Consider the following 21,106-nt stretch of genomic DNA (forward strand, 5'->3'; position numbering starts at 1 on the left):
GCTCCTTTCATAGCTCGACGGAGTCTATTCCTTCCCCGATTTAATCGGGGACCAGCTCAGGACAGGCTTTGAGTGCAGTAGAAAGGCTCACCATGAAGAGGGCATAAAATTCACAGTAACATCTCTTCACCCCGAGCGGAGTCTAGGGGTGAAGGGTGAACCCCTCTTCTCTTGCTTTAAATCATACTTCGACAAACTATATGAGCGTATGCACGCATTAGCAGCAAAAACGTTAAAGATAAAACCCTTTCGTCCTGAAGCAATCTCAATACGAGATTGCCACGCCGCCAAAGGAAGGCGGCTGGCAATGACGACTGGAATAGGTTATTAATGATTAAATTGGCTTTTACCCCAATAATCCATTCCTGACAAATTTTGTTAGGAACTTTGCCTAAATTTTTACTTCTCCCTAAAAAACCAAACAATGTGGCTAAATTATGATTAAGATTGCATTGGCATAGTTATTGCTAAATTAAATGAAAGGATTAACTACGATGATTTCGGGCAAGTTTCGGAGGGGTGTTAATGAGAGATAGCAGTTCTCGATTAAGTAGAGAAGCGGAGATACCGTGCTTAGTTCTATACCCACACAAGGTGGAAGCAAGCTACATTAACGACATCGTGCGCTCGGTGAGGGAGTGCTTGTACGAAAAGGGTTTGAAGGTTTATTTGCTATCCGATAGCGGCACCTCTAATGGCCATTTTCTCTATCAATTTGAAAAAATTGTGGACGAATGCGTTATGGGCATAGTAATTCTCGATGGTTTCAGGCCGGACCTGCTATACGAATATGGATTCTTCAGGGGGAAAGGAAAGCTGATCGTACCCATCCAGGACAAGAGGGATTTTCTGGATAATAAGGCTACAGCGGCTCCGAAGGTTTCTACCGAAGATATGGGCGAACTCGGCAACCACTTTGATAACTTCGAATTTGCCGGCCTAGGAGAATCTCCCCTCAGTTATTTTTACCACCTTTCAAAGAGCCACGGTATCAACACTACGGTTGTAGATTCTGCGGCTGACCCCAATTCCACCGAACATACCAGGAACAAGCTGGGAAAAGAGATCGAAACCCTGATGTCTAAGGTAGCGGAGAGGTATTGTGAAGAGAGCTTGAAACCGGTGTCAGGCATCGGTCCTGAGGAGTTCGATGAGCTAAGAACAATGATGGTAAACCTGCTCGATGGTTATATAGGAGGAAGGAATCTCAGCCTCTCCGAGATAGATAACGCAGTCGACGTGATGAAAGGGCTTGAGGAAAGCTATGGTGAAAGAATCTCCCAGCAATTATATCGACCATATCTGTTCTTGGCACATCTTTATTGCCGTCGGGTCACTACCGAGAGCTCCAACCCGGATGAAACCTTGGACTGCTTTAAAAAAGCTAAAGAAATTTACGAGAGGATGCTGGAATTTGAATGGTCTACATTATTAAATGGTCATCTGCAGAAAAAACTCGGAGATGTTTATTTAAATCTTTCTGAATACGAGGATATAGAAGGGTACTGTAGGAAGGCGGTAAGAAGCTATCATGAAGCCCTTAAATTCTACACGGTTGAGCTCTTCCCCATCGACTATGCCGACATCCAGAACAACCTGGGTGTCTCCTACGACAGGCTGGCGGAGATAGAGGATAAATCCGAGAACTGTAAAAAGGCTATCGAGGCCTATCAGGAGGCTCTCAGATTCAGAACCCGGGCAATCTCGCCCATGGATTACGCTCTGACCCAGGATAACTTGGGGATGTCCTACCTTATCCTGGCGGAAGAGGAGGACAAGGCGGAGAACTGCAGGAAAGCCATAGTGGCGCATGAGGAGGCGCTTAAGGTTTATACCTACCAAGAGTTTCCTCTCCAATATTCCGGGGCTATGAGGAATCTGGGCAACGCCTACAGGATACTGTCCGAGTCGGAAAACGAGGCAGAAAACTGCAAGGGAGCTATCGAGATGTACAAAAAAGCTCTCACCTTTTATACGCTGGCCGGCTTTCCCACGGTTTATGCCGACATCCAGAACAACCTGGGTGTCTCGTACGACAGGCTGGCGGAGATAGAGGATAAATCCGAGAACTGTAAGAAGGCAATCGAGGCCTATCAAGAGGCCCTCAGGGTAAGAACCCTGGAAACATCACCTCTAGATTATGCGGTGACCCAGAATAACCTGGGAATTGTCTACGGTGTCCTGGCGGAAGAAGAGGACAAGGCGGAGAACTGCAGGAAAGCCATAGTGGCGCATGAGGAGGCGCTTAGAGTTTATACGTATGAAGAATTTCCGGTTGAGTACGCGGATATACAGAGGAACCTGGGCAATGCCTACAGGACGTTTGCAGAAGAAGAGGATAAGGCAGAAAACTGTATAAGGGCAATCGAGGCCTATGAAAAGGCTTTGACCGTTTATAGCGCGGACAGATTTCCCAGAGAGTATGCAACGACTCAGAATAATCTTGGAGCGGCATATGACATGCTTGCTCAGGAGCCCGAGCAGTGCATAAAAGCAATCGAAGCTTATCAAGAAGCACTAAAAATTTATACGTTTGAAGATTTCCCGGCCCAATATGCTACCACTCAGAATAACCTGGGCAATGCATACGGTACTTTAGCTGAATTAGAGGAGAAAGCCGACAATTGCAAGAAGGCAATCGAAGCCTATGAGAAAGCACTAAGGGTGAGAACCATAGATAGCTCTCCGGTTGATTATGGGATGACCCAGAATAACCTGGGGGTGGCCTTTGCTACCCTAGCCGCACTGGAGAACAAAGCCGATAACTATAAGAAGGCAATAGAAGCATATGGGGAAGCATCCAGGGTCTACACGTTTAAAGACTTTCCCATGAATTACGGAATGATCCAGAACAATCTTGGTAGTGCCCTTATCGCTATTGCCGAGATAGAGAATAGGGCTCAAAACCTTGAGCAGTCGGTTGAGGCCTTTAAAGAGGCTCTAAAGGTCTACACTATAGAAGCCTTTCCCATGGACTACGGGATAATCCACAGCAATCTTGGGTCTGCTTACACCGCACTCTCCAGGTTGGAGAATAGGGCGGAGAATGCGAAAAAAGCAATTGAGTCTTACCAGAAATCCCTTGAGGTCTATAGGCGAGGGGAATTCCCGCTGGATTATGCAGGCATCGAGAAGAATCTGGGAATTGCTTATGCCATCCTTGCAGGTGTGGAGAATAAAGGTGAGAACTCAAAGAGGGCAATCCAAGCATACCAGGAATCACTCGATGTGTACGGGGAGGAGGAGTTTCCCCAGGATTACGGAACAGTCAATAGCCGCTTGGGAGAGGCCTACTTAAATCTCTATGAGACGGAAAAGAGCAGCGATATTTTGAAAAGCGCAATTACCTCTTTGGAGCTGGCTCTTCGGGTTATAACGCTAGAGGGTTTCCCTCAAGATTATGGGATCATCGTGAACAATCTAGGCAATGCTCATAGGAGTCTCGCCGAAACTGAAGATAAGATATTTAATTGTGTCAAGGCTTTAGATTACTATGAGCAGGCTTTAAAGATATACACAGAGGAAAAGTCTCCGCTTCAGTTTGCACGGATAAATAACAACCTGAGCGCAGCCTACTCCAGCTTGGCCTGTGTTAAAGACAAAATTGAAAACTGTAAACGGGCAATAACAGCCGCTCAGGTGGCGATTAAGCTTATTAACCCGGAGATAAATCCGTCCGATTATGCAAGTGCTCAAAACAATCTAGGAGTGGCTCATTGCATTCTGGCCGAGTCGGAAGAGAGGGTCGATAACTGCAAGAGGGCAATCGATGCATTCGAACGTGCCCTAAGGGTTAGAACCTACGAAGGCCTACCTCTAGATTATGCCGTAACTCAAAACAACCTGGGGAACGCATACAAAACCCTGGCCGAGCAGGAAGAGACAACGGTTAACTCTTTGAGAGCGATTGCCGCTTACGAAGAGGCGCTCAGGGTATTCACCGTCGAGGAGTATCCGTACGATTATGCCATGGTGCAAAACAACCTGGGTAATTCCTACGGGCTACTGGCGGAGGCGGAAAACAGATTGGAGAACTGTAAGAAGGCCATAGAATCATATGAAAATGCACTTCTTGTGTATAAATCGGAGAGGTTTTCGGAGCAATACGCCGCTATACAAAATAATCTCGGCGTTGCCTATTTTACTCTTTCCCAGTCAGTGGACAAAGCAGAGAATTGTAAGAGAGCAATCGAGGCCTATACGGAAGCCCTTTCCGTAAGGACACTTGAGCATTTCCCAGAGCAGTATGCCAGAACACGGAGAAACCTGGCAGATGCCTACCTAATGGGTTCTGACTCTGAAGATAAAGCGCTTTACTGTAAGAAGGCTATAGAAGTATACGAGGATTTACTGAGCGTTTATACCCAGAAGAATTTTCCATTGGAATATGCTTCCATCAGCAGAAATCTCGGACTTGCCTATACCACCCTGGCCGGGTTTGAGAATAAAGTAGTCAATTTGAGTAAAGCAATCGAGGCTTTTGACGATGCTTTACACATTTATAGCTACGATATGTCGCCCGAGCATTATGGAACGATAAATATGAATCTGGGAATAATCTATAGTGCTCTGGCCGACGAAGAGGATGAAGACCGGAACTACAAGAAAGCGATTGGGTCGTATGTTGAGGCTCTACGGTTTTATAACTTCGATAATTCCCCGGCCGATTACGGCGTAATCCGGAAGAATATGGGAATTGCCTACGGAGCGATTGCCGACGTCGAAGACAGAGTAGGCAACTGCCACCGGGCGATAGAGTCTTATAAAGAAGCCCTCAGGTTTTATAAGATTGAATATTCACCCATAGACTATGGGATGATCCATGAAAACTTGGGTGTTACTTATATGGCTCTTGCTGACCGGGAAGAAAAGGATAAGAACTACCGAAGGGCGATAGGTGCATATGAGGAAGCGCTGAGGGGCTATACGGAAGGGGGTTCTTTGATAGATCATGCGATTATAGAGAAGAGTCTGGGTGATATATACGTAAAACTGGCGGAGCTGGAGGACGAAGTTGCCAACTACACCAGGGCGGTGGCCAGCTACGAGGGTGCACTAAGATATTACACATTTGATAATACGCCGGAAGACTACGGGCAGATACAGTTGAATCTGGGCATGGCGTATGAAGCAATGGCCGGGCACGAAGGGGTCGATAACTATAAGAAGGCTATCCGGGTGTACCAAGAGGCGCTTAGGTTCTATAACTTTGAGAAAACACCCATGGTTTATGCGGCAATCCACAAGAGCATTGGAGATGCGTACAGGATACTATCGGATGTAGAGAGTAGGCCGGAGAACTGTAAGAGGGCGGTAAAGTCGTATGTGGAGGCGCTCAGGGTATACACACTTCAAGAGACACCGATACAGTACGGGTCGGTGCAGAACAGCCTGGGGTCGGTATATTCCGTCCTGGCGGAGGAAGAGGGTAAATTAGAGAACTTCAGGGATGCGATCAGGGCATATGAGGAAGCGCTCAAGGTGAGGACGTTCGATAGATTTCCGCTTGAGTATGCATTCACGCAGGGCAATCTTGGAGATGCGTACATGAATTTAAACGGTGAGGCGGAGAGTTGTAAGAAGGGGATAGAGGCATATGAAGGAGCCTTGAAGGTTTATACATCGGAGAGGTTTCCGGGGGAGAGCGCGGTAATACAGAGCAAGTTGGGGAAGGCTTACAGTATGCTGGCCACTTATGAGGATAGAGTAGAGAATAGCAAGAGAGCGATAAAGGCGAGTGAGAAGGCGATTAAATTGTACGATGCGAATACTCAATCGAAGGAATACGGCATGAGTCAGAGGGTTTTAGGGGACGGGTTCAAGGTGCTGGCCGAGTCGGAGAATAGAGTAAGCAACGGGAAGAAGGCAATAAAGGCGTATGAAGAAGCGCTCAAGGTGTATACGTATGATCAATACCCTATGGATTATGCGAGGATAGAATGGAATCTCGGGGATGTATATAGGATACTGGCAGAAGAGGATGATAGTGGGAGGAATTTCAAGAAGGCGATAAAGGCGTATGAGGAAGTACTGAGGGTATATGGGAAGGATGAGTATCCGAAGGAGTATGGAAGCTTAGAGGTAAGAATAGGGGATATGTACCGGGAGTTAGGGAAGGAGAGGGAGGATAGAGATGCGTACCGTAGTGCTAAAGGCGCTTATGAGAGGGCGCTTAGCATTTACACAGTGGATCAGTATCCGGCTGAATATGCGGGGATTCATAAGAATCTAGGTGCAATTTATGCCCTTCTCGCCGATGGAGAGGATAAGGCTGGTCACTCCATCCGGGCAATGGAATCTTTCGTGGAGGCTTTAAAGATTTATAGTCCGGAGGCATACCCAAAAGAATACGAGGAGATTCAAGCAAGCCTCAGGAGCCTATACCGGGTCCTCCCGGTCATCGAGGATCAGGGGATAAAAGAGGCCGAAGCAGAAGTTAGAGTAGAGAGATATAAAAAGATGATCGAGTCTTATGGCGAAACCCTGAAGGTTTATTCCCGGGAAAGGTTTCCTCAAGAGTACGCCGATATCCAGAAGAGGCTCGGAGATACATACAGGGCTCTTGCCGATGAAGAATCCAGGGTGGGTAACTTCGATAAGGCGATAGAGGCCTATAACCAAGCTCTCAATGTCTATACCTTGAAAGACGCTCCGGCGAATTACGGACTGGTTAGAAAGAGTCTGGCTTGTGTCTATAACCTCCTTGCTGACGAAGAGGGGACGGTTGCCGATTATGAGAGAGCAATAGAATCTTACGAAGAGGCACTCAAGTTCTATACACTTTCCAGTCATGAGAGTGAATTTGCATCTATCCAGAAGAGCATAGCTCTTGCGTATGAAATTCTGGCGGAGAAGGAAGAAGGCCCGGAATTTTACAAGAAGGCAATAGAGGCTTACGAGAAGAGCCTGTCAGTTTACGCTATTGAGGAATTTCCGGATGATTATGGTTTAGTGCAGAGAAACCTGGGTATTGCCTATGCCAGATTGGCCCAGTACGAGGACAGCGCTACTAACTACAAACGGTCTATTCCGGCCCTGGAAGAATCGCTTAATATCTATACCTATGAAAATTACCCCGTAGAATATGGCTTCATACAAAAAAGCCTGGCCATTGCTTATGGAAACATCGCCGAGGTGGAGAACAGAGCTGCAAATCTAAGAAAGGCCATTCAGTCCTGTGAGCAGGCGCTCCGGGTTTACAGTTTCGATCGCTACCCGGAAGAATTCGGCTTCATGGAGAAGAACCTGGGAATATTTCATACCCTACTCGCGGAGGAAGAGGGCCAGGTTGAAAGCCACAGGGGTGCGATAGAGGCTTACCAGGGGGCCCTTGGGTATTACACGTTCGACGCATTTCCCGAGGATTATGGGTTGATACAAAAAAATCTGGGTATGGCGTATGAAGCGCTAGCCCAAGCGGAGAATAAGGTCGAAAACTATAAGGGCGCGGTGAAGGCGTATGAAGAGGCCCTCAAGTTCTATACCCCCGATATTTCCTCCCGGGATTATGAACTTATCAAGAAGAATCTGGGCATAGCCTATGCCTTTCTTGCCGAGACCGAGGATGCCAAGATTGAAAACAAGGCAGAGACCTACCGGAAAGCAATAGAATCCTATGAAGAAACCCTTAAGGCTTTCAACCCCCATGAATCTCCTATTCAATACGCCGGGACTCAATTAAAACTCGGCGATGCTTATAGGTCGATTGCCGAGGTGGATGACCAGGCTAATAACAATAGAAGGGCGATCGAATCCTACCAAGAGGCTCTCAAGGTTTATACACTCAAGGGTAACCCTATCGATTACGCAACCGTACAGAAAAATCTGGGGATGGCTCATTTAGCGCTGGGCAACGTTGAAGGTGGAGTAGAAAACTATAATAACGCAGTCCGGGCTTTTCGGGAGGCCCTAAAGGTTTATATACTCGGGGATTATCCCAAAGACTACGCCATGATACAGAAGAATTTGGGAATAGCATATAGGAATCTTAGTCAGGAAAAGGATAAATCGAGCAATTGCCGTCGGGCGATAGAGGCGTTTGGAGAGGCGCTTAAAGTTTATACGGATGATGCGTCCTTGAGGGATTATGCGGAAGTAGAGAAGAATCTGGGTATGGTATATAGCACCCTGGCCGAGGTAAAGGACAGGATTGAGAATTATGAGAAATCTATATCCGCTTATACGGAGTCCCTCAAGTTCTACTCCCTGGAAAACGACCCTGGAGAGTGTGCGGTGATAAACAAAAACCTGGGAGTTCTATATGGGACCTTGGCTATTGAGGGAGATGATCTTGAAAAACAGAAGAGAGCAATACTGGCCTATGAAGAGGCCCTTAAATTTTATAATCCCAAGGACCACCCGTCGGATTACGGGACTATAAAAAGAAACATCGGTATTGCTTACGGGATGCTAGCCGAGTCTGAAGACAAGATCGATAACAACAAGAGGGCGATAAAAGCCTACCAAGAAGCACTCCAGGTTTTTAACTCTGAGGTCTTGACCGTTGATTATGCCAGCATACAGAACAACCTAGGTACTGCCTACAGAACCATTGCCGAGGCGGAAGACCATGCCCAGAACTGTAGTAAGGCAATCAAGGCTTATGAAGAGGTGCTCAAGGTTTACAGCATTGCCGGATATCCGATGGAGTACGCCGCTACGCAGAATAACCTAGGGGTTGCTTACAGGACCCTTGCCGACTGGGAGGACAAAGCAGAGAATTGTAAGAAAGCGATCAAGGCTTACAAGGAGACCCTAAGGGTGTATACCCTGGAAGGATTTCCACTTCAATACGCTTCTACACAGAACAACCTAGGAGCAGCCTATAGGACTTTGGCCGAGGTCGAGGATAAGGCGGAGAACTGTAAGAAAGCGATCAAAGCCTATGAGGAAGCGCTTAAGGTCAGGAGCTTCGAGAGGTCTCCGCTACAATATGCGGCAACCCAGAATAATATCGGCGTGGCGTATAGAGCGCTTGCCGAGGTAGAGGATAAGGCCAGGAATAGTAAGAAGGCGATTGAAGCCTACGAACGGGCCCTAATCGTCTACACTATCGAGAAGTTCCCCATGCAATATGCCACTACTCAGAACAATCTCGGGGCTGCTTATACAACCTTGGCCGAGATAGAAAAGAAGTCCGAAAACTGTAAGCAGGCCATAAAGTCCTACAAGGAGGCGCTCCGGGTATTCACCAAGGAAAGATTTCCCAGTATTTATGAGCTGGTGGAACGGAACCTTAAGCTGCTCTACGATTTTTCCGGGGAGAAAAGTTAGAGCTCTTAAGATAACACACCGCACCCTCGATCAATTTATTCATAATAAAAATCATTTGCCGGACCAATCTTAAGGTAAAATAAACACCATAACTTTTGTTATTCAGGATGCCCAATACTCATATATACAGGTCAGTTTGGATATTTCTTGTTGCGTATCAATACCAAAATGGTATAACATGAAATAATTTAGGGTAACCCGGTAATGCCCCGTATATTCGATAATATTGACCAGCAATTACTGCCCGCCCTTCGAGAAACACTTGAGGTGGCCGATCATGCCGACTTCTGCGTGGGTTACTTGAATCTACGTGGTTGGAAACAGATTGATTCATATATTGATCACTGGTTCGGGGGCACGGGTAATTGTTGCCGTCTCCTGGTGGGAATGCAGCGACCACCACAGGAAGAACTGCGAGCAGCAATGAGCCTGGTGAGTCGGGATGGTGACATTGACAACCAGACAGCACTGCGTCTGAAGAAGAAGCTGGCTGAGGAGTTCCGTGATCAGTTGACCTTGGGCGTCCCAAACAACGAGGATGAAGCGGGTCTTAGACAACTAGCAGCTCAAATTAAGGCTAGGAAGGTTGTGGTTAAACTATTTCTCCGCCATCCTTTGCACGCTAAGCTCTACCTACTTTTCAGACCGGACCCAATTAACCCGGTTATTGGCTATTTGGGAAGCAGCAACCTGACTTTTGCGGGTCTATCACAACAGGGTGAACTAAACGTAGACGTGCTCGACCATGACGCCTGCAATAAGCTAGCAAAGTGGTTTGAAGATCGATGGAACGACCGCTGGTGTGTGGACATCTCCGATGAATTGGTGAAGATTATCGAAGAGAGCTGGGCCCGGGAGGAAATAGTTCCACCCTACCATATCTATATAAAAATGGCATATCACCTGTCCCAGGAAGCACGAGCCGGTCTCTCCGAGTTCCGCATTCCTCGTGACTTCGGGCATAGGCTTTTTGAATTCCAAACAGCAGCCGTAAAGATAGCCGCACACCATCTCAATAAGCGTAGTGGTGTTCTGATAGGTGATGTGGTGGGCTTGGGCAAAACACTCATGGGGACTGCTTTGGCACGCATATTTGAAGACGACCACGGACTAGAAACGCTGATCATCTGCCCCAAGAACTTGGTTAAAATGTGGGAAGACTACCGTGAGCAGTATCGGCTCCATGCCAAGGTTCTATCTATAAGTCAGGTCACAACCGAACTGCGAAATCTGAGGCGCTACCGCCTAGTCCTGATAGACGAGAGCCACAACCTTCGTAACCGTGAGGGTAAGCGCTATAAGGCCATTCAGGAATACATAAGGGAGAATGAAAGTAAAGTCATTATGCTAACCGCTACACCTTACAACAAAACTTACCTTGATCTCTCTAATCAGCTTCGCCTTTTCATCCCGGAGGATAAAGACCTGGGAATTCGGCCCGAGCGATTGCTTCGTGATTTGGGTGAAACCGAGTTTATACGCCGCCATCAGTGTTCGGTTCGTTCTTTAGCCGCTTTTGAAAAAAGTGAATACGCTGATGATTGGCGTGAGCTTATGCGGCTCTATCTTGTGCGCCGCACCCGAAGCTTCATTCAAGACAACTACGCAGAAACTGATTCTACGAATGGGCGCAAATACCTTACCTTCGAAGACGGCACGCGCTCTTACTTTCCAACACGCCTTCCCAGGACACTCAAGTTCGAGATTGACGATGACAACCCCGATGACCAATATGCTTGCTTATATGCACCAGATGTCGTTGATACTATTAACAGGCTCAACCTACCGCGGTACGGCCTTGGCAATTACGTTTCTGCCTCACCTCATGAGCCGCCAACCCAAACCGAGGCCAAAGTGCTTCAGGACCTATCCCGCGCGGGCAAGAGACTTATGGGCTTTTGCCGCACCAATTTATTCAAGCGGCTTGAAAGCAGTGGACAGGCATTCCTGCAGTCTGTTGAGCGCCATATATTACGTAACTACATATTCCTACACGCAATTAACCAGGGACAGACTCTTCCCATTGGCACACAAGATTCGGTTCTTCTTGATGCCAGAGTTAATGACGGCGACGAAGAAATCGGCATCGCAGCCGAACTTTTTGATGAAGATGGTGATAACAATGTGATTGTAGGGGCGCACGGCCGTGTGCCCTTAAGAACCGAGGAGGACTTTAAGCGTCGTGCGGAGAAGGTTTACGCGGAGTATGCAACCCAATATAGACACAGGTTCAAGTGGCTACCCCCTTCTCTTTTCGTCAGGACGCTAGCAAAGGACTTACAAAGCGATGCATCCGCTCTGCTCAAAGTCCTCCAAAAATGTGGAGATTGGGATGCAAGCAGAGATGAAAAGCTTGACGCGCTCGTTAAGCTACTGGTGAAAACGCACCCGGACCCAAAGGTATTGGTATTTAGTCAGTTTGCCGATACGGTATATTACCTCGAATCTCAACTGAAGAAGAGGGGTGTGACCCAACTAGCCGGTGTAACCGGAGACTCGCCCGACCCAACGGCTTTGGCATGGAGATTCAGTCCGGCTAGCAACAATAAGCGGAGCCAAATCAGGCCTGAGGATGAGTTGCGCGTTCTCATAGCTACCGATGTTCTCAGTGAAGGTCAGAACTTGCAGGACTGTTCTATCGTCCTAAACTACGACCTACCTTGGGCTATTATCCGACTCATCCAGCGTGTCGGGCGTGTAGACCGAATCGGGCAACAGGCTGAAAACATACTCTGTTATTCATTCCTGCCTGCAGAGGGAGTAGAACGTATCATCCGCCTTCGTGATCGAGTGCGTCGACGGCTGCAGGAGAACGCTGAAGTCGTTGGTACGGACGAATTTTTCTTTGAAGATGACCGGAATGATAACGCTGTTCTCGACCTTTACCACGAGAAGGCAGGAATACTGGATGGCGATGCGGATACGGAAGTGGACCTGGCCTCTTATGCCTATCAGATCTGGAAGAATGCCGTTACTGCCGACCCAAATTTACAAAAAATCATTCCCGAATTGCCCTCGGTGGTTTATTCGACCAAAGCCGTTGTAGGGGCGCACCACGGTACACCCGCAGAACCCGAGGGCGTGCTTGTTTACCTACGCACCGCCGAAGGGAACGACGCTCTGGCATGGATCGATAAGGACGGAAATAGTGTCACCGAATCCCAGTTTTTAATTCTAAAAGCAGCGGAATGCCGGCCCGAGACCCCTGGATTACAGCGCCATGAAAAACATCATGAACTGGTGGAAAAAGGAGTCAAACTGATTGTGGAGGAAGAAAAGTCTATCGGCGGACAACTAGGGCGGCCATCCGGAGCGCGTTTCCGCACTTATGAAAGGCTAAAACGCTATGCTGAAGAGGTTAAGGGCACGCTGTTTGAGTCGCAGGAACTGCTCAAGGCTATCGATGAAATCTACCGTTATCCCCTACGTTCTACCGCGGTTGATACCCTAAACCGGCAGCTTCGCAGCGGCATTTCCGATATGGCTCTAGCCCAATTGGTTGTTACTCTTCGCGAAGAGGATCGTCTTTGTCTGGTTCATGAAGAGGAGCAAAGCCAGGAACCAAGGATCATCTGTTCTATGGGGTTATTTGAAAATAAGAATTATGAATTAAGAATTAAGAAGAAGGAAAACAAGGATGAAGCGTGAAGGGTGAAAAAGAGGATCTAAGAAAGAGAACAAAGGACTTTGCATTAAGGATTATACGTTTATTTTGTGCCATGCCGAAATCAGTGGAGGCGCAAGTCATGGGGAGGCAGTTTTTGCGTTCCGGAACCTCCGTGGGGGCTAATTACCGAGAGGCATTTCGTGCTCGCTCTGATGCGGAATTTATTGCTAAAATGGGAGATTGTCTTAAGGAGTTGGAGGAAACCTCATACTGGCTTGAACTTATGGCTGAATCTGGTGTAGTGTCAGGTGAAAAACTTGCTCGTTTGCTCGAAGAAACGAATCAGCTTATTGCAATCTTTGTGACAATCATCAAGAAAAGTAAGAAGTCGGAATTAAGAAATAGGAGTAAATTCCTTAATATTTCATAATTCATAACTCTTAATTCATACTTTCAACCATGAAACTGGACATTCCAAGAACCCGGAATCTTCTTCAACAATCTGACTTCAAAAGACTTTTTATAGAGGAACTGGGATGGGACCAATACGCCTCAAAACTAGATATCACAGTAGATGGTCAGAATTTTACCCTCGGTGCTATCGCTGAGAAGCGCGGTATGGTGGCGTTTCAGTGTAACGCCTTGCCCGATTATAATGTGCGCCGGAAGATTGAAAGAGAGGTAGCGAAATCCGCCCATGAACATTTGATTATTTATACCGACCCTGCTCTAACTAACCAAATCTGGCAATGGGTCAAGCGCGAGGCCGGTAAGCCCAAAGCTTGCCGAGAACACCATTACCACCGTAACCAATCAGGGGACGCTCTTATCCAGAAACTTCGAGCGCTGGTCTTTACTCTTGAAGATGAGGAAAATCTTACTATCGTAGATGTTGCCGCGCGCGCCCGCTCTGCATTCGATGTGGAAAGGGTTACCAGACGTTTCTACGACCGATTCAAGACCGAGCATTCTGCATTTCTGAAATTCCTTAAGGGTATTCCCGATGAGGACATGCTGAAATGGTATGCCTCGGTGATGTTGAACCGTTTGATGTTTATTTACTTTATCCAGAAGAAAGGCTTCCTCAACAACGATACGAATTATCTCAGGAACAAACTCGCACGAATCAAGGATAGAGGAAAGGACCTTTTCTATTCCGATTTTCTCTGTCCGCTTTTCTTTGAGGGATTTGCTAAGAAGGAAAGCGAACGTTCTGCGGAAGCCAGTCAACTTCTAGGCAAAGTGCCTTACCTAAACGGCGGCATATTTCAGAGGCATCAGATTGAAGAATTACACGGCAAAGCTATCCGGATAGCCGACGCCGCATTCGAAAAGCTCTTTGACTTCTTCGACGCATATCAGTGGCATTTGGACGAGCGCCCACTGCGAGCGGACAACGAAATCAACCCGGATGTGTTGGGTTACATATTCGAGAAATATATAAACCAGAAGCAGATGGGCGCGTATTATACCAAAGAGGACATCACTGGGTATATAAGCAAAAACACGGTCATCCCGTTTCTCTTCGACGTAGCCAGGCAGAAATGCAAAATCGCATTTGTAGGAGCGAATGGTGGTTCGACCCGGCTCACCACGGGCGATTCACCCGATACGACGGTCTGGAGATTGCTGCAATCTGATCCCGACCGTTACATTTATGAGGCCGTCAGGCGAGGCGTGATTGATGAAGATGGAAATGTGTTTCCTGAATCCAGTTTGCCCGATTTTGTGCAGAAGGGAATGCATGACCCCAATGCGCGTATGTTCGATAAGCGCTATAACCTCGGCCAAGCAGTTGTACCCGACTCAGAAGGAAATAACCTAGCGCTTCCTACAGAGACTTGGCGTGAATACGTTGAGCGCAGAAAACGCTGTCTTGAGCTAAGAGATAGGTTAGCAAAAGGTGAAATCAGGGACATCAACGACCTTATCACCTACAACCTGGATATCCGTCAATTCGCACAGGACGTGATAGAGAACTGCGAAGGACCGGAATTGCTTCGTGCCTTCTATCATGCAATTGAAAAAGTTACGGTTCTCGACCCCACGTGCGGTTCGGGTGCTTTTCTCTTCGCTGCACTCAATATTCTGGAACCCCTTTACGAGGCCTGCCTTGATCGTATGGAAGCCTTCTTGTCTGACCTGGAGCGTTCGGGCGAGAAGCATCGGCCCGAAAAGTTCAGCGATTTTCGTAAGATTCTGGATCGAGTAGCGCAACATCCCAACCCGCGTTATTTCATCCTTAAATCTATAATCGTAAACAATCTCTTTGGCGTCGACATAATGGAAGAGGCCGTGGAAATATGTAAACTGCGCCTCTTTCTAAAACTCGTGGCGCAGATAGAACGAGTCGAAGATATTGAGCCACTCCCTGATATTGACTTTAACATAAGGGCGGGAAATACGCTTGTCGGGTTCGCAAATTATGATGAGGTTAAACGGGCTGTCACCAGCAAGCTGGATTTCGACAACACGATGGCTCGGATTGAAGAGAAGGCACAGGACATCGACCGTCTGTTTGTACTCTTCCGTCAGCAGCAGACAGAACTGGAAGGAGAAGTAACACCAGAAGACAAGCAGGAACTACGCAACCGGCTGAAGGTACTTGAGGATGAACTCAACCGTTACCTGGCAGGGGAATACGGCATAGACGTAAATAAAAAAGTCGCCTATGAGAAATGGCTTTCTTCTCATAAGCCTTTCCACTGGTTCATTGAATTCTACGGCATAATCAAAAGCGGTGGTTTTGATGTGATTATAGGCAATCCGCCATATGTTGAATATAGTAAGGTCAAAGATGAGTACACTATAAAGGGGTATGAGACCGAGAGTTGTGGAAATCTTTATGCTTTTGTGATGGAAAGATCATTAAGCATTTTAAATACAAGTGGTAGATTCGGTATGATAGCTCCAGTTTCTCTAGGCTCTACGCCTCGTATGTTACCTCTGCGAAGAATGCTCACCAATAATGCAAGCCATATTTACTATTCAAATTTTGCTGACCGACCGAGTTGCCTTTTCATTGGGGTTCACCAAATTCTTTCTATATGTGTCATGGAAAAATCATCTAACGGAAATTCCTTTTTGATGTCATCTGGTTTCAATCACTGGTTAAATGATGAAAGGAACTTTCTATTTGAAAATCTAATTTACGTTCAGTCTGAGGAACATATAATCGATGGGGCATGGGGTAAGTTTTCTGATTTGATAGAATTGCGAATTTTCTCTAGGATTAAAGCACAGAAGAAAAATATTACATCCTATTACTCGCGTCAGGGAAAGTTATTAGCAGTTAGCGGAGGTACTGGTGGTTATTGGCTTCGCGCTTTTGACGTACCACAACAATCAAACGAATACAGGCAGTATTTTGTAGCGGATAAAGATACCCGACTGGCTTTGTGTGCAATTTTAAATTCAAATGCGTTCTATTGGCTATGGAGAAAGTATTCTGACTGTAGACATTTAACAAAATCTGACATGGCAAAATTCACTATAGATTTTGACACAGCAATTCCACGTTCTCTTGTCACTATTGGCGAAAAACAAATATTAGCACTAAAGGGTACTAAAGAAACGAGATACGGAAAGATGACCTATGAACAATATAGACCAAGTCGGACGAAGCTTTTTATAGACTCTATCGACCGTGTGTTGGCACAACATTACGGCTTCACGGATGAGGAATTGGATTTCATCATAAATTACGACATTAAATACAGGATGGGTTTGGGGACGGAAGAAGAAAGCGGAGAATGAATGAAATTCAGAGAGGTCAAAATCAAAAACTTCCGTTGTCTAGTTGATGTGACCATCCCTATAGGGGATACGACCGTCTTGGTGGGTGAAAATAACTCTGGGAAAACGGCATTTCTTAATGCTTTAAGGATTGCTTTACCTAGAAGTCTGGCAGGTCGGGGTAGTCCTTTTGACGAGTACGACTATTACATGTCCAAAGTTGGAGATTCTCCCCAGACAAGTGAAGGTATTGTAATAGAATTATGATATCGGGAGGATAAATCTGGCGAATGGCCAGACTCTTTAATCCAAGCCCTTACCGATATTATTCAAACGGACCCTATAAAGGAGTTGGATTCGATAGGGCTAAGGCTATCTAGCAAATTTGATGAAATGGCAAAGGAGATTGTCACCAAATGGGAGTTCCTCAATTTGGATGGACAGCCGTTAGGTGGGAAGGGTGCAAATCCAAGTAATCTGTCAAGCTTTCTCTCTTACATACGTTTCTTTTATTTATCTGCACTACGGGATTCTGAGGATGAGTTTTCTCCACGGTCTCAGTTCTGGGGGCGAATACTACGCGACCTTAAAATTAGTGAGGAACAGAGAAGAAATCTAGGTGATGAACTATTAAAACTCAACAATGCTCTGCTTAAAGCTGATCCAAGACTTGAACAAGTAAGAGTCTCTTTAGAGAAAATCCAAAGGATTATAGCACTAGGAGCTGCACAAACCACTTCAATACAGCCATTGCCACTTCAACCCTGGGAATTAATGTCGAAATCGGAGGTAGTTATCAGGGGGCGTGGAAGTGAGGTTGAATTTCCGCTCTCACGCCACGGACAGGGTATGCAGAGCTTGGCTGTTCTCTTTCTTTTCCAAGCCTACATTGATGTTCTTCTCAAACCAACATTTCAGCCGGAAACAGAAGCCATATTAGCATTAGAAGAACCGGAAGCCCATCTCCATCCCCATGCGACTCGTGCCCTTGCAGCGAATTTGGGCGAGGTCAAAAGCCAGAAAATTATCTCAACGCACTCACCCTACTTCATTCAAGAGATCCCATTCACACAGATTCGGATGTTTCGTCGAGATAGCTTATCAAACAAAGTGCTTTATGTTAAACGTTCTTTTTCGGCCAAAGTACCAAATGCAACTGGTTTATTGGATTTTTGCACAAATAACGCATCAAAGTTTAACTATATTGAAGGCACTTCTACGCTTACTGTGAACGGCAGGATGGAAGAGAAGGAGTACCGCGACTTACTTGCCATGTATCCAGAACAAAGAGATGTTCACATTCAACTAAAACGACTTCGTACAGCATCACAGTCGTACCTCAGTGATAAGGACCTTTCCGACCTTGACACTTATGCAAAACGCATTCGGGGAGAAGTGCTATTTGCGCGTGCATGGTTTTTCTGTGAAGGTCAGAGCGAGTATTTACTCCTTCGGTATTTTGCGGAATTGTTGGGGAGGCCATTAGATCAAGCAGGGGTCACATTAATTGACTTTCAAAACAATGGATCTCCGGGAGCCTTCGTTGGTCTAGCACAGGCTTTTGAAATTCCATGGATTATGATATGTGACAATGATGATGAAGGAAAGAGATTTGTTAAACAGGTTAAAGACCGTGGTCTGACAGATAAAGAAATTAAGGAACTTGTCCGAGCACTCCCAGAAGAAGGAGCGGATCTGGAAATTTTCCTTGTAAAGAATGGGTTTATTAAAGAATACATAGAAATTCTTTCTGAGCGAAAGGTGAGTTTAACTAAAAAACCGGATGAAACAGGATATGAAGAGGAAATTGCATCGAAAATAAGAACGGGTAAGACAGGTTATACTATTTTACTAATAGAAAAACTTCGAGCAGCAGGGTCAAATGCAGCACGTGTTCCCGAATTTTTTGCCAAAGCTATAAACGATATAATCGTAAAAGCAGGATAGAATGGGCACTGAAAAATTTATCGAGGCTTGGGAAAGACTTAGCACCATTCAGCTAGAAGCAGTCAAGTGGGATGAGGGGTCTTTAGTGGTTCTAGCCGGTCCCGGCTCTGGTAAGACTAGAGTTCTTACATGCCGTATAGCTCGGATCCTTGAGTCTAGTAGCGACAAGAATTTCCGTATCTTAGGTCTAACTTTTACCAATAAGGCGGCGGACGAGATGCGGACTCGTGTTGTTGATTTTGTGCCTGGACAAGAAGGACGTCTTTTTCTAGGTACTTTCCATTCATTCTGTGCTGATATTTTACGACAGCATGGAACCCATATAGGTATCAATCCAAATTTTCGAATATATTCGCAAGACGTCGATTTGAAAGCAGTTTTAAACGATGCAGTAGAAGAAGCTAGGAAAGTAAGTGAGTTAGTGACCGATCTTGATAAGAAAACGTTACCAGTTATTCAGGGTCTAAAGTCTCATTTGATTTTACCTGAGGAATGTCGCGATGCGTTTAGAGATAAAAGACTCGGGGAAAGAATGGCGGTTGTTTATCCGCTCTATGAAGCGGAATTAGCTAAACGGAATGCGCTGGATTTTAACTCTCTTATCCTGAAAGCTTATCAGTTATTCACAAAGTTCCCCGCTTTTGCCAAGCGCTATAGGACGGTCTATCCATACATATGCATTGATGAGTTTCAGGATACTAATCAGGCTCAGTATAGCCTTATCCGTGCTCTTACCGGTGACAAGCATAGAAATCTATTTGTAGTTGCTGACGATGACAGATTATCTACCAGTGGAATGGAGCTAGTCACAAACGCCTTGAGGAGTTTATAAAAGATTATTCACCTAAGATTATACAATTGCCTATGAACTACAGATGTCCGTCTGAGATCGTAAAATTAGCTAATAATCTCATCCGTCACAACTTTCTGAGGTCGCCCGATAAAAAACCACTTGAGGCATTTCATTCTGCGTCTGATAAAAACGTTGTGCGTCTTCTTTCAGATTTTCCTGATTTCGATGCTGAGTCAGCAGGAATAGCCAAGGACATCAAAAACCTTCATTCTGGACATCTTGGTTCTGTAGTTGTTTTGGGGAGAAGCCGTAAACTTCTTGAAGGCGCTGAGAATGCATTGAGAAGCGAAAGGTTGTCCTGTGTAATCTCTCAGAGAAAAGATGAATTTGAGAGCACGCCGTTTGTGTGGCTTCACTCCATTCTACGTCTTGCTAATGATAGACAAAACCTTGATAGTCTAGAGGCAGTATGCGGTACTTTTGCCCAACTTACTCAGGTGGAGGTTGACCCCGACGTAGTGACAACACAAGCCTTAGCGTCGAATGGTGATTTTTTGCGACATTGGATTAAGCTTGCTTGTCAAAAGCCTTCAGATCATTTAGTTAAGGAGATTCTGGATCAGACCTCACTCTACTTAGGTGAGGGCAGAGATTTTAAGAAGTTTAGTAGACTTGCGCTTGATTGGTTTAACGAGTTGGTGCAGATTCAGCAGAAGGTCAATGGCAACCCGACGGTCGAAGTATTTGCTCGTTACGAAGAGGAGCGATCCGTATGGGAAGAGCTAATGAGAGACATAACAAGGTCTCTGGGTGATCAATTAACCTTGGAGGCGTTCCTACAGGAACTCCAGATGCATTCAAAGGAGCCGAGTCCAAAGCCAAACACAGTTGTTCTCATGACGATTCACGGGGCTAAGGGCAAGGAATTTGACCACGTTTATCTTATTGGGTTAGTTGAGGATGAAATGCCATCTTTTCAAAGTAAACGGAAAGGTGACAATAGTCCTGAAATGGAGGAGGAACGACGCAACTGTTTCGTTGCGATCACCAGAACTATTAAAACGTTAACCCTTTCTTATGCAGAAAAATATTGGGGATGGCCAAAGGAACCTTCTAGATTTCTCTTTGAGATGGGATTGCTTCCAGGTGAAAAAGTATAATATTTAAGGAAGCAGATTAAAAAATTTGTTCAAAGCACAAGGGAGGTGAATTACTGTGCTAGTAAAAATCGAAGCCTATCATGACGGTGAGCTCTGGTGTGCAAGAGGGATAGGGGAGGATATCTTTACTCAGGGAGAAACCTTTGATCAACTCATTGAAAACATAAAAGAGGCCGTCGCTCTCCACTTTGAAGGTGCTGAATCACTACCGGATGTGTTGTTACTTTCGGAGGTGAAGCTAAGCAGTGTCGCGTCTGCCACAAGTTAGCGGTGCCCAGGTTGCTCGCTTGCTTCAAAGTCTTGGCTACCAATTTGTACGCCAACGCGGTAGCCATGCACGTTATTCGCTGACTACGCATTTGGGCACACACAATATCACCATTCCTATGCACAAAGTGATTGCAAAGGGTACTTTGAATGACATATTAACTCAGGTAAGCATGTGGACAGGAATGCCTAAAGATGAATTGATTAAACGTTTGTGATAACTCTCAATTAATTACCCTGATATGGACAGTTTATGAATCTTATTTGTCCATAAGTTGTCCATTAAATTGTCCGTTTTGTCCATTTAATTCTATGTGGGTCTCG

Annotated in this window: 9 protein-coding genes and 1 pseudogene; all 10 read left to right on the top strand. The window is 45.9% G+C overall.

Annotation, left to right across the window (positions count from 1 at the left end; translation table 11 throughout):
• Positions 1–525: 525 nt before the first annotated feature.
• The 10 genes and pseudogenes from VNN20_04905 to VNN20_04950 all read left to right on the top strand — a co-directional run bounded on the left by VNN20_04905 (position 526) and on the right by VNN20_04950 (position 21,000).
• Entirely contained in the window at positions 526–9,273 is an 8,748-nt protein-coding gene (locus VNN20_04905) for a tetratricopeptide repeat protein (GenBank protein ID HWP91518.1), read from the top strand.
• Positions 9,274–9,477: 204 nt separating this feature from the next.
• Positions 9,478–12,921, top strand: a complete 3,444-nt coding sequence (locus tag VNN20_04910; GenBank protein ID HWP91519.1) for a helicase-related protein — start codon at positions 9,478–9,480, stop codon at positions 12,919–12,921.
• The gene (locus tag VNN20_04915; protein HWP91520.1) at positions 12,918–13,310 is read left to right on the top strand and encodes a four helix bundle protein; all 393 of its coding nucleotides are present in this window, start codon (positions 12,918–12,920) and stop codon (positions 13,308–13,310) included. Before VNN20_04910 ends, VNN20_04915 begins: the two co-directional genes overlap by 4 nt.
• A 29-nt stretch (positions 13,311–13,339) precedes the next feature.
• Positions 13,340–16,636 (top strand): DNA methyltransferase, encoded by a 3,297-nt coding sequence (locus VNN20_04920; protein ID HWP91521.1) that lies wholly within the window; start codon positions 13,340–13,342, stop codon positions 16,634–16,636.
• Positions 16,637–17,704 (top strand): annotated as a pseudogene (locus VNN20_04925) (AAA family ATPase).
• 183 nt (positions 17,705–17,887) lie between these two features.
• Positions 17,888–18,562 (top strand): TOPRIM nucleotidyl transferase/hydrolase domain-containing protein, encoded by a 675-nt coding sequence (locus tag VNN20_04930; GenBank protein ID HWP91522.1) that lies wholly within the window; start codon positions 17,888–17,890, stop codon positions 18,560–18,562.
• A 1-nt stretch (position 18,563) separates the two neighbouring features.
• Positions 18,564–19,394 carry a UvrD-helicase domain-containing protein gene (locus VNN20_04935; GenBank protein ID HWP91523.1) on the top strand — a complete coding sequence of 277 codons (831 nt, stop codon included), beginning with the start codon at positions 18,564–18,566 and terminating at the stop codon, positions 19,392–19,394.
• A 32-nt stretch (positions 19,395–19,426) separates the two neighbouring features.
• Positions 19,427–20,515, top strand: coding sequence for an ATP-dependent helicase (locus VNN20_04940; GenBank protein ID HWP91524.1), 1,089 nt, complete (start codon positions 19,427–19,429; stop codon positions 20,513–20,515).
• Positions 20,516–20,570: 55 nt separating this feature from the next.
• Positions 20,571–20,783, top strand: a complete 213-nt coding sequence (locus VNN20_04945) for a type II toxin-antitoxin system HicB family antitoxin (GenBank protein ID HWP91525.1) — start codon at positions 20,571–20,573, stop codon at positions 20,781–20,783.
• Positions 20,761–21,000: a type II toxin-antitoxin system HicA family toxin gene (locus tag VNN20_04950; GenBank protein HWP91526.1), complete on the top strand. Its 240-nt coding sequence runs from the start codon at positions 20,761–20,763 to the stop codon at positions 20,998–21,000. Before VNN20_04945 ends, VNN20_04950 begins: the two co-directional genes overlap by 23 nt.
• Positions 21,001–21,106 lie beyond the last annotated feature (106 nt).

The organism is Thermodesulfobacteriota bacterium (genome assembly GCA_035559815.1).
Taxonomy (GTDB): Bacteria; Desulfobacterota_D; UBA1144; order Nemesobacterales; family CSP1-2; genus DATMAT01.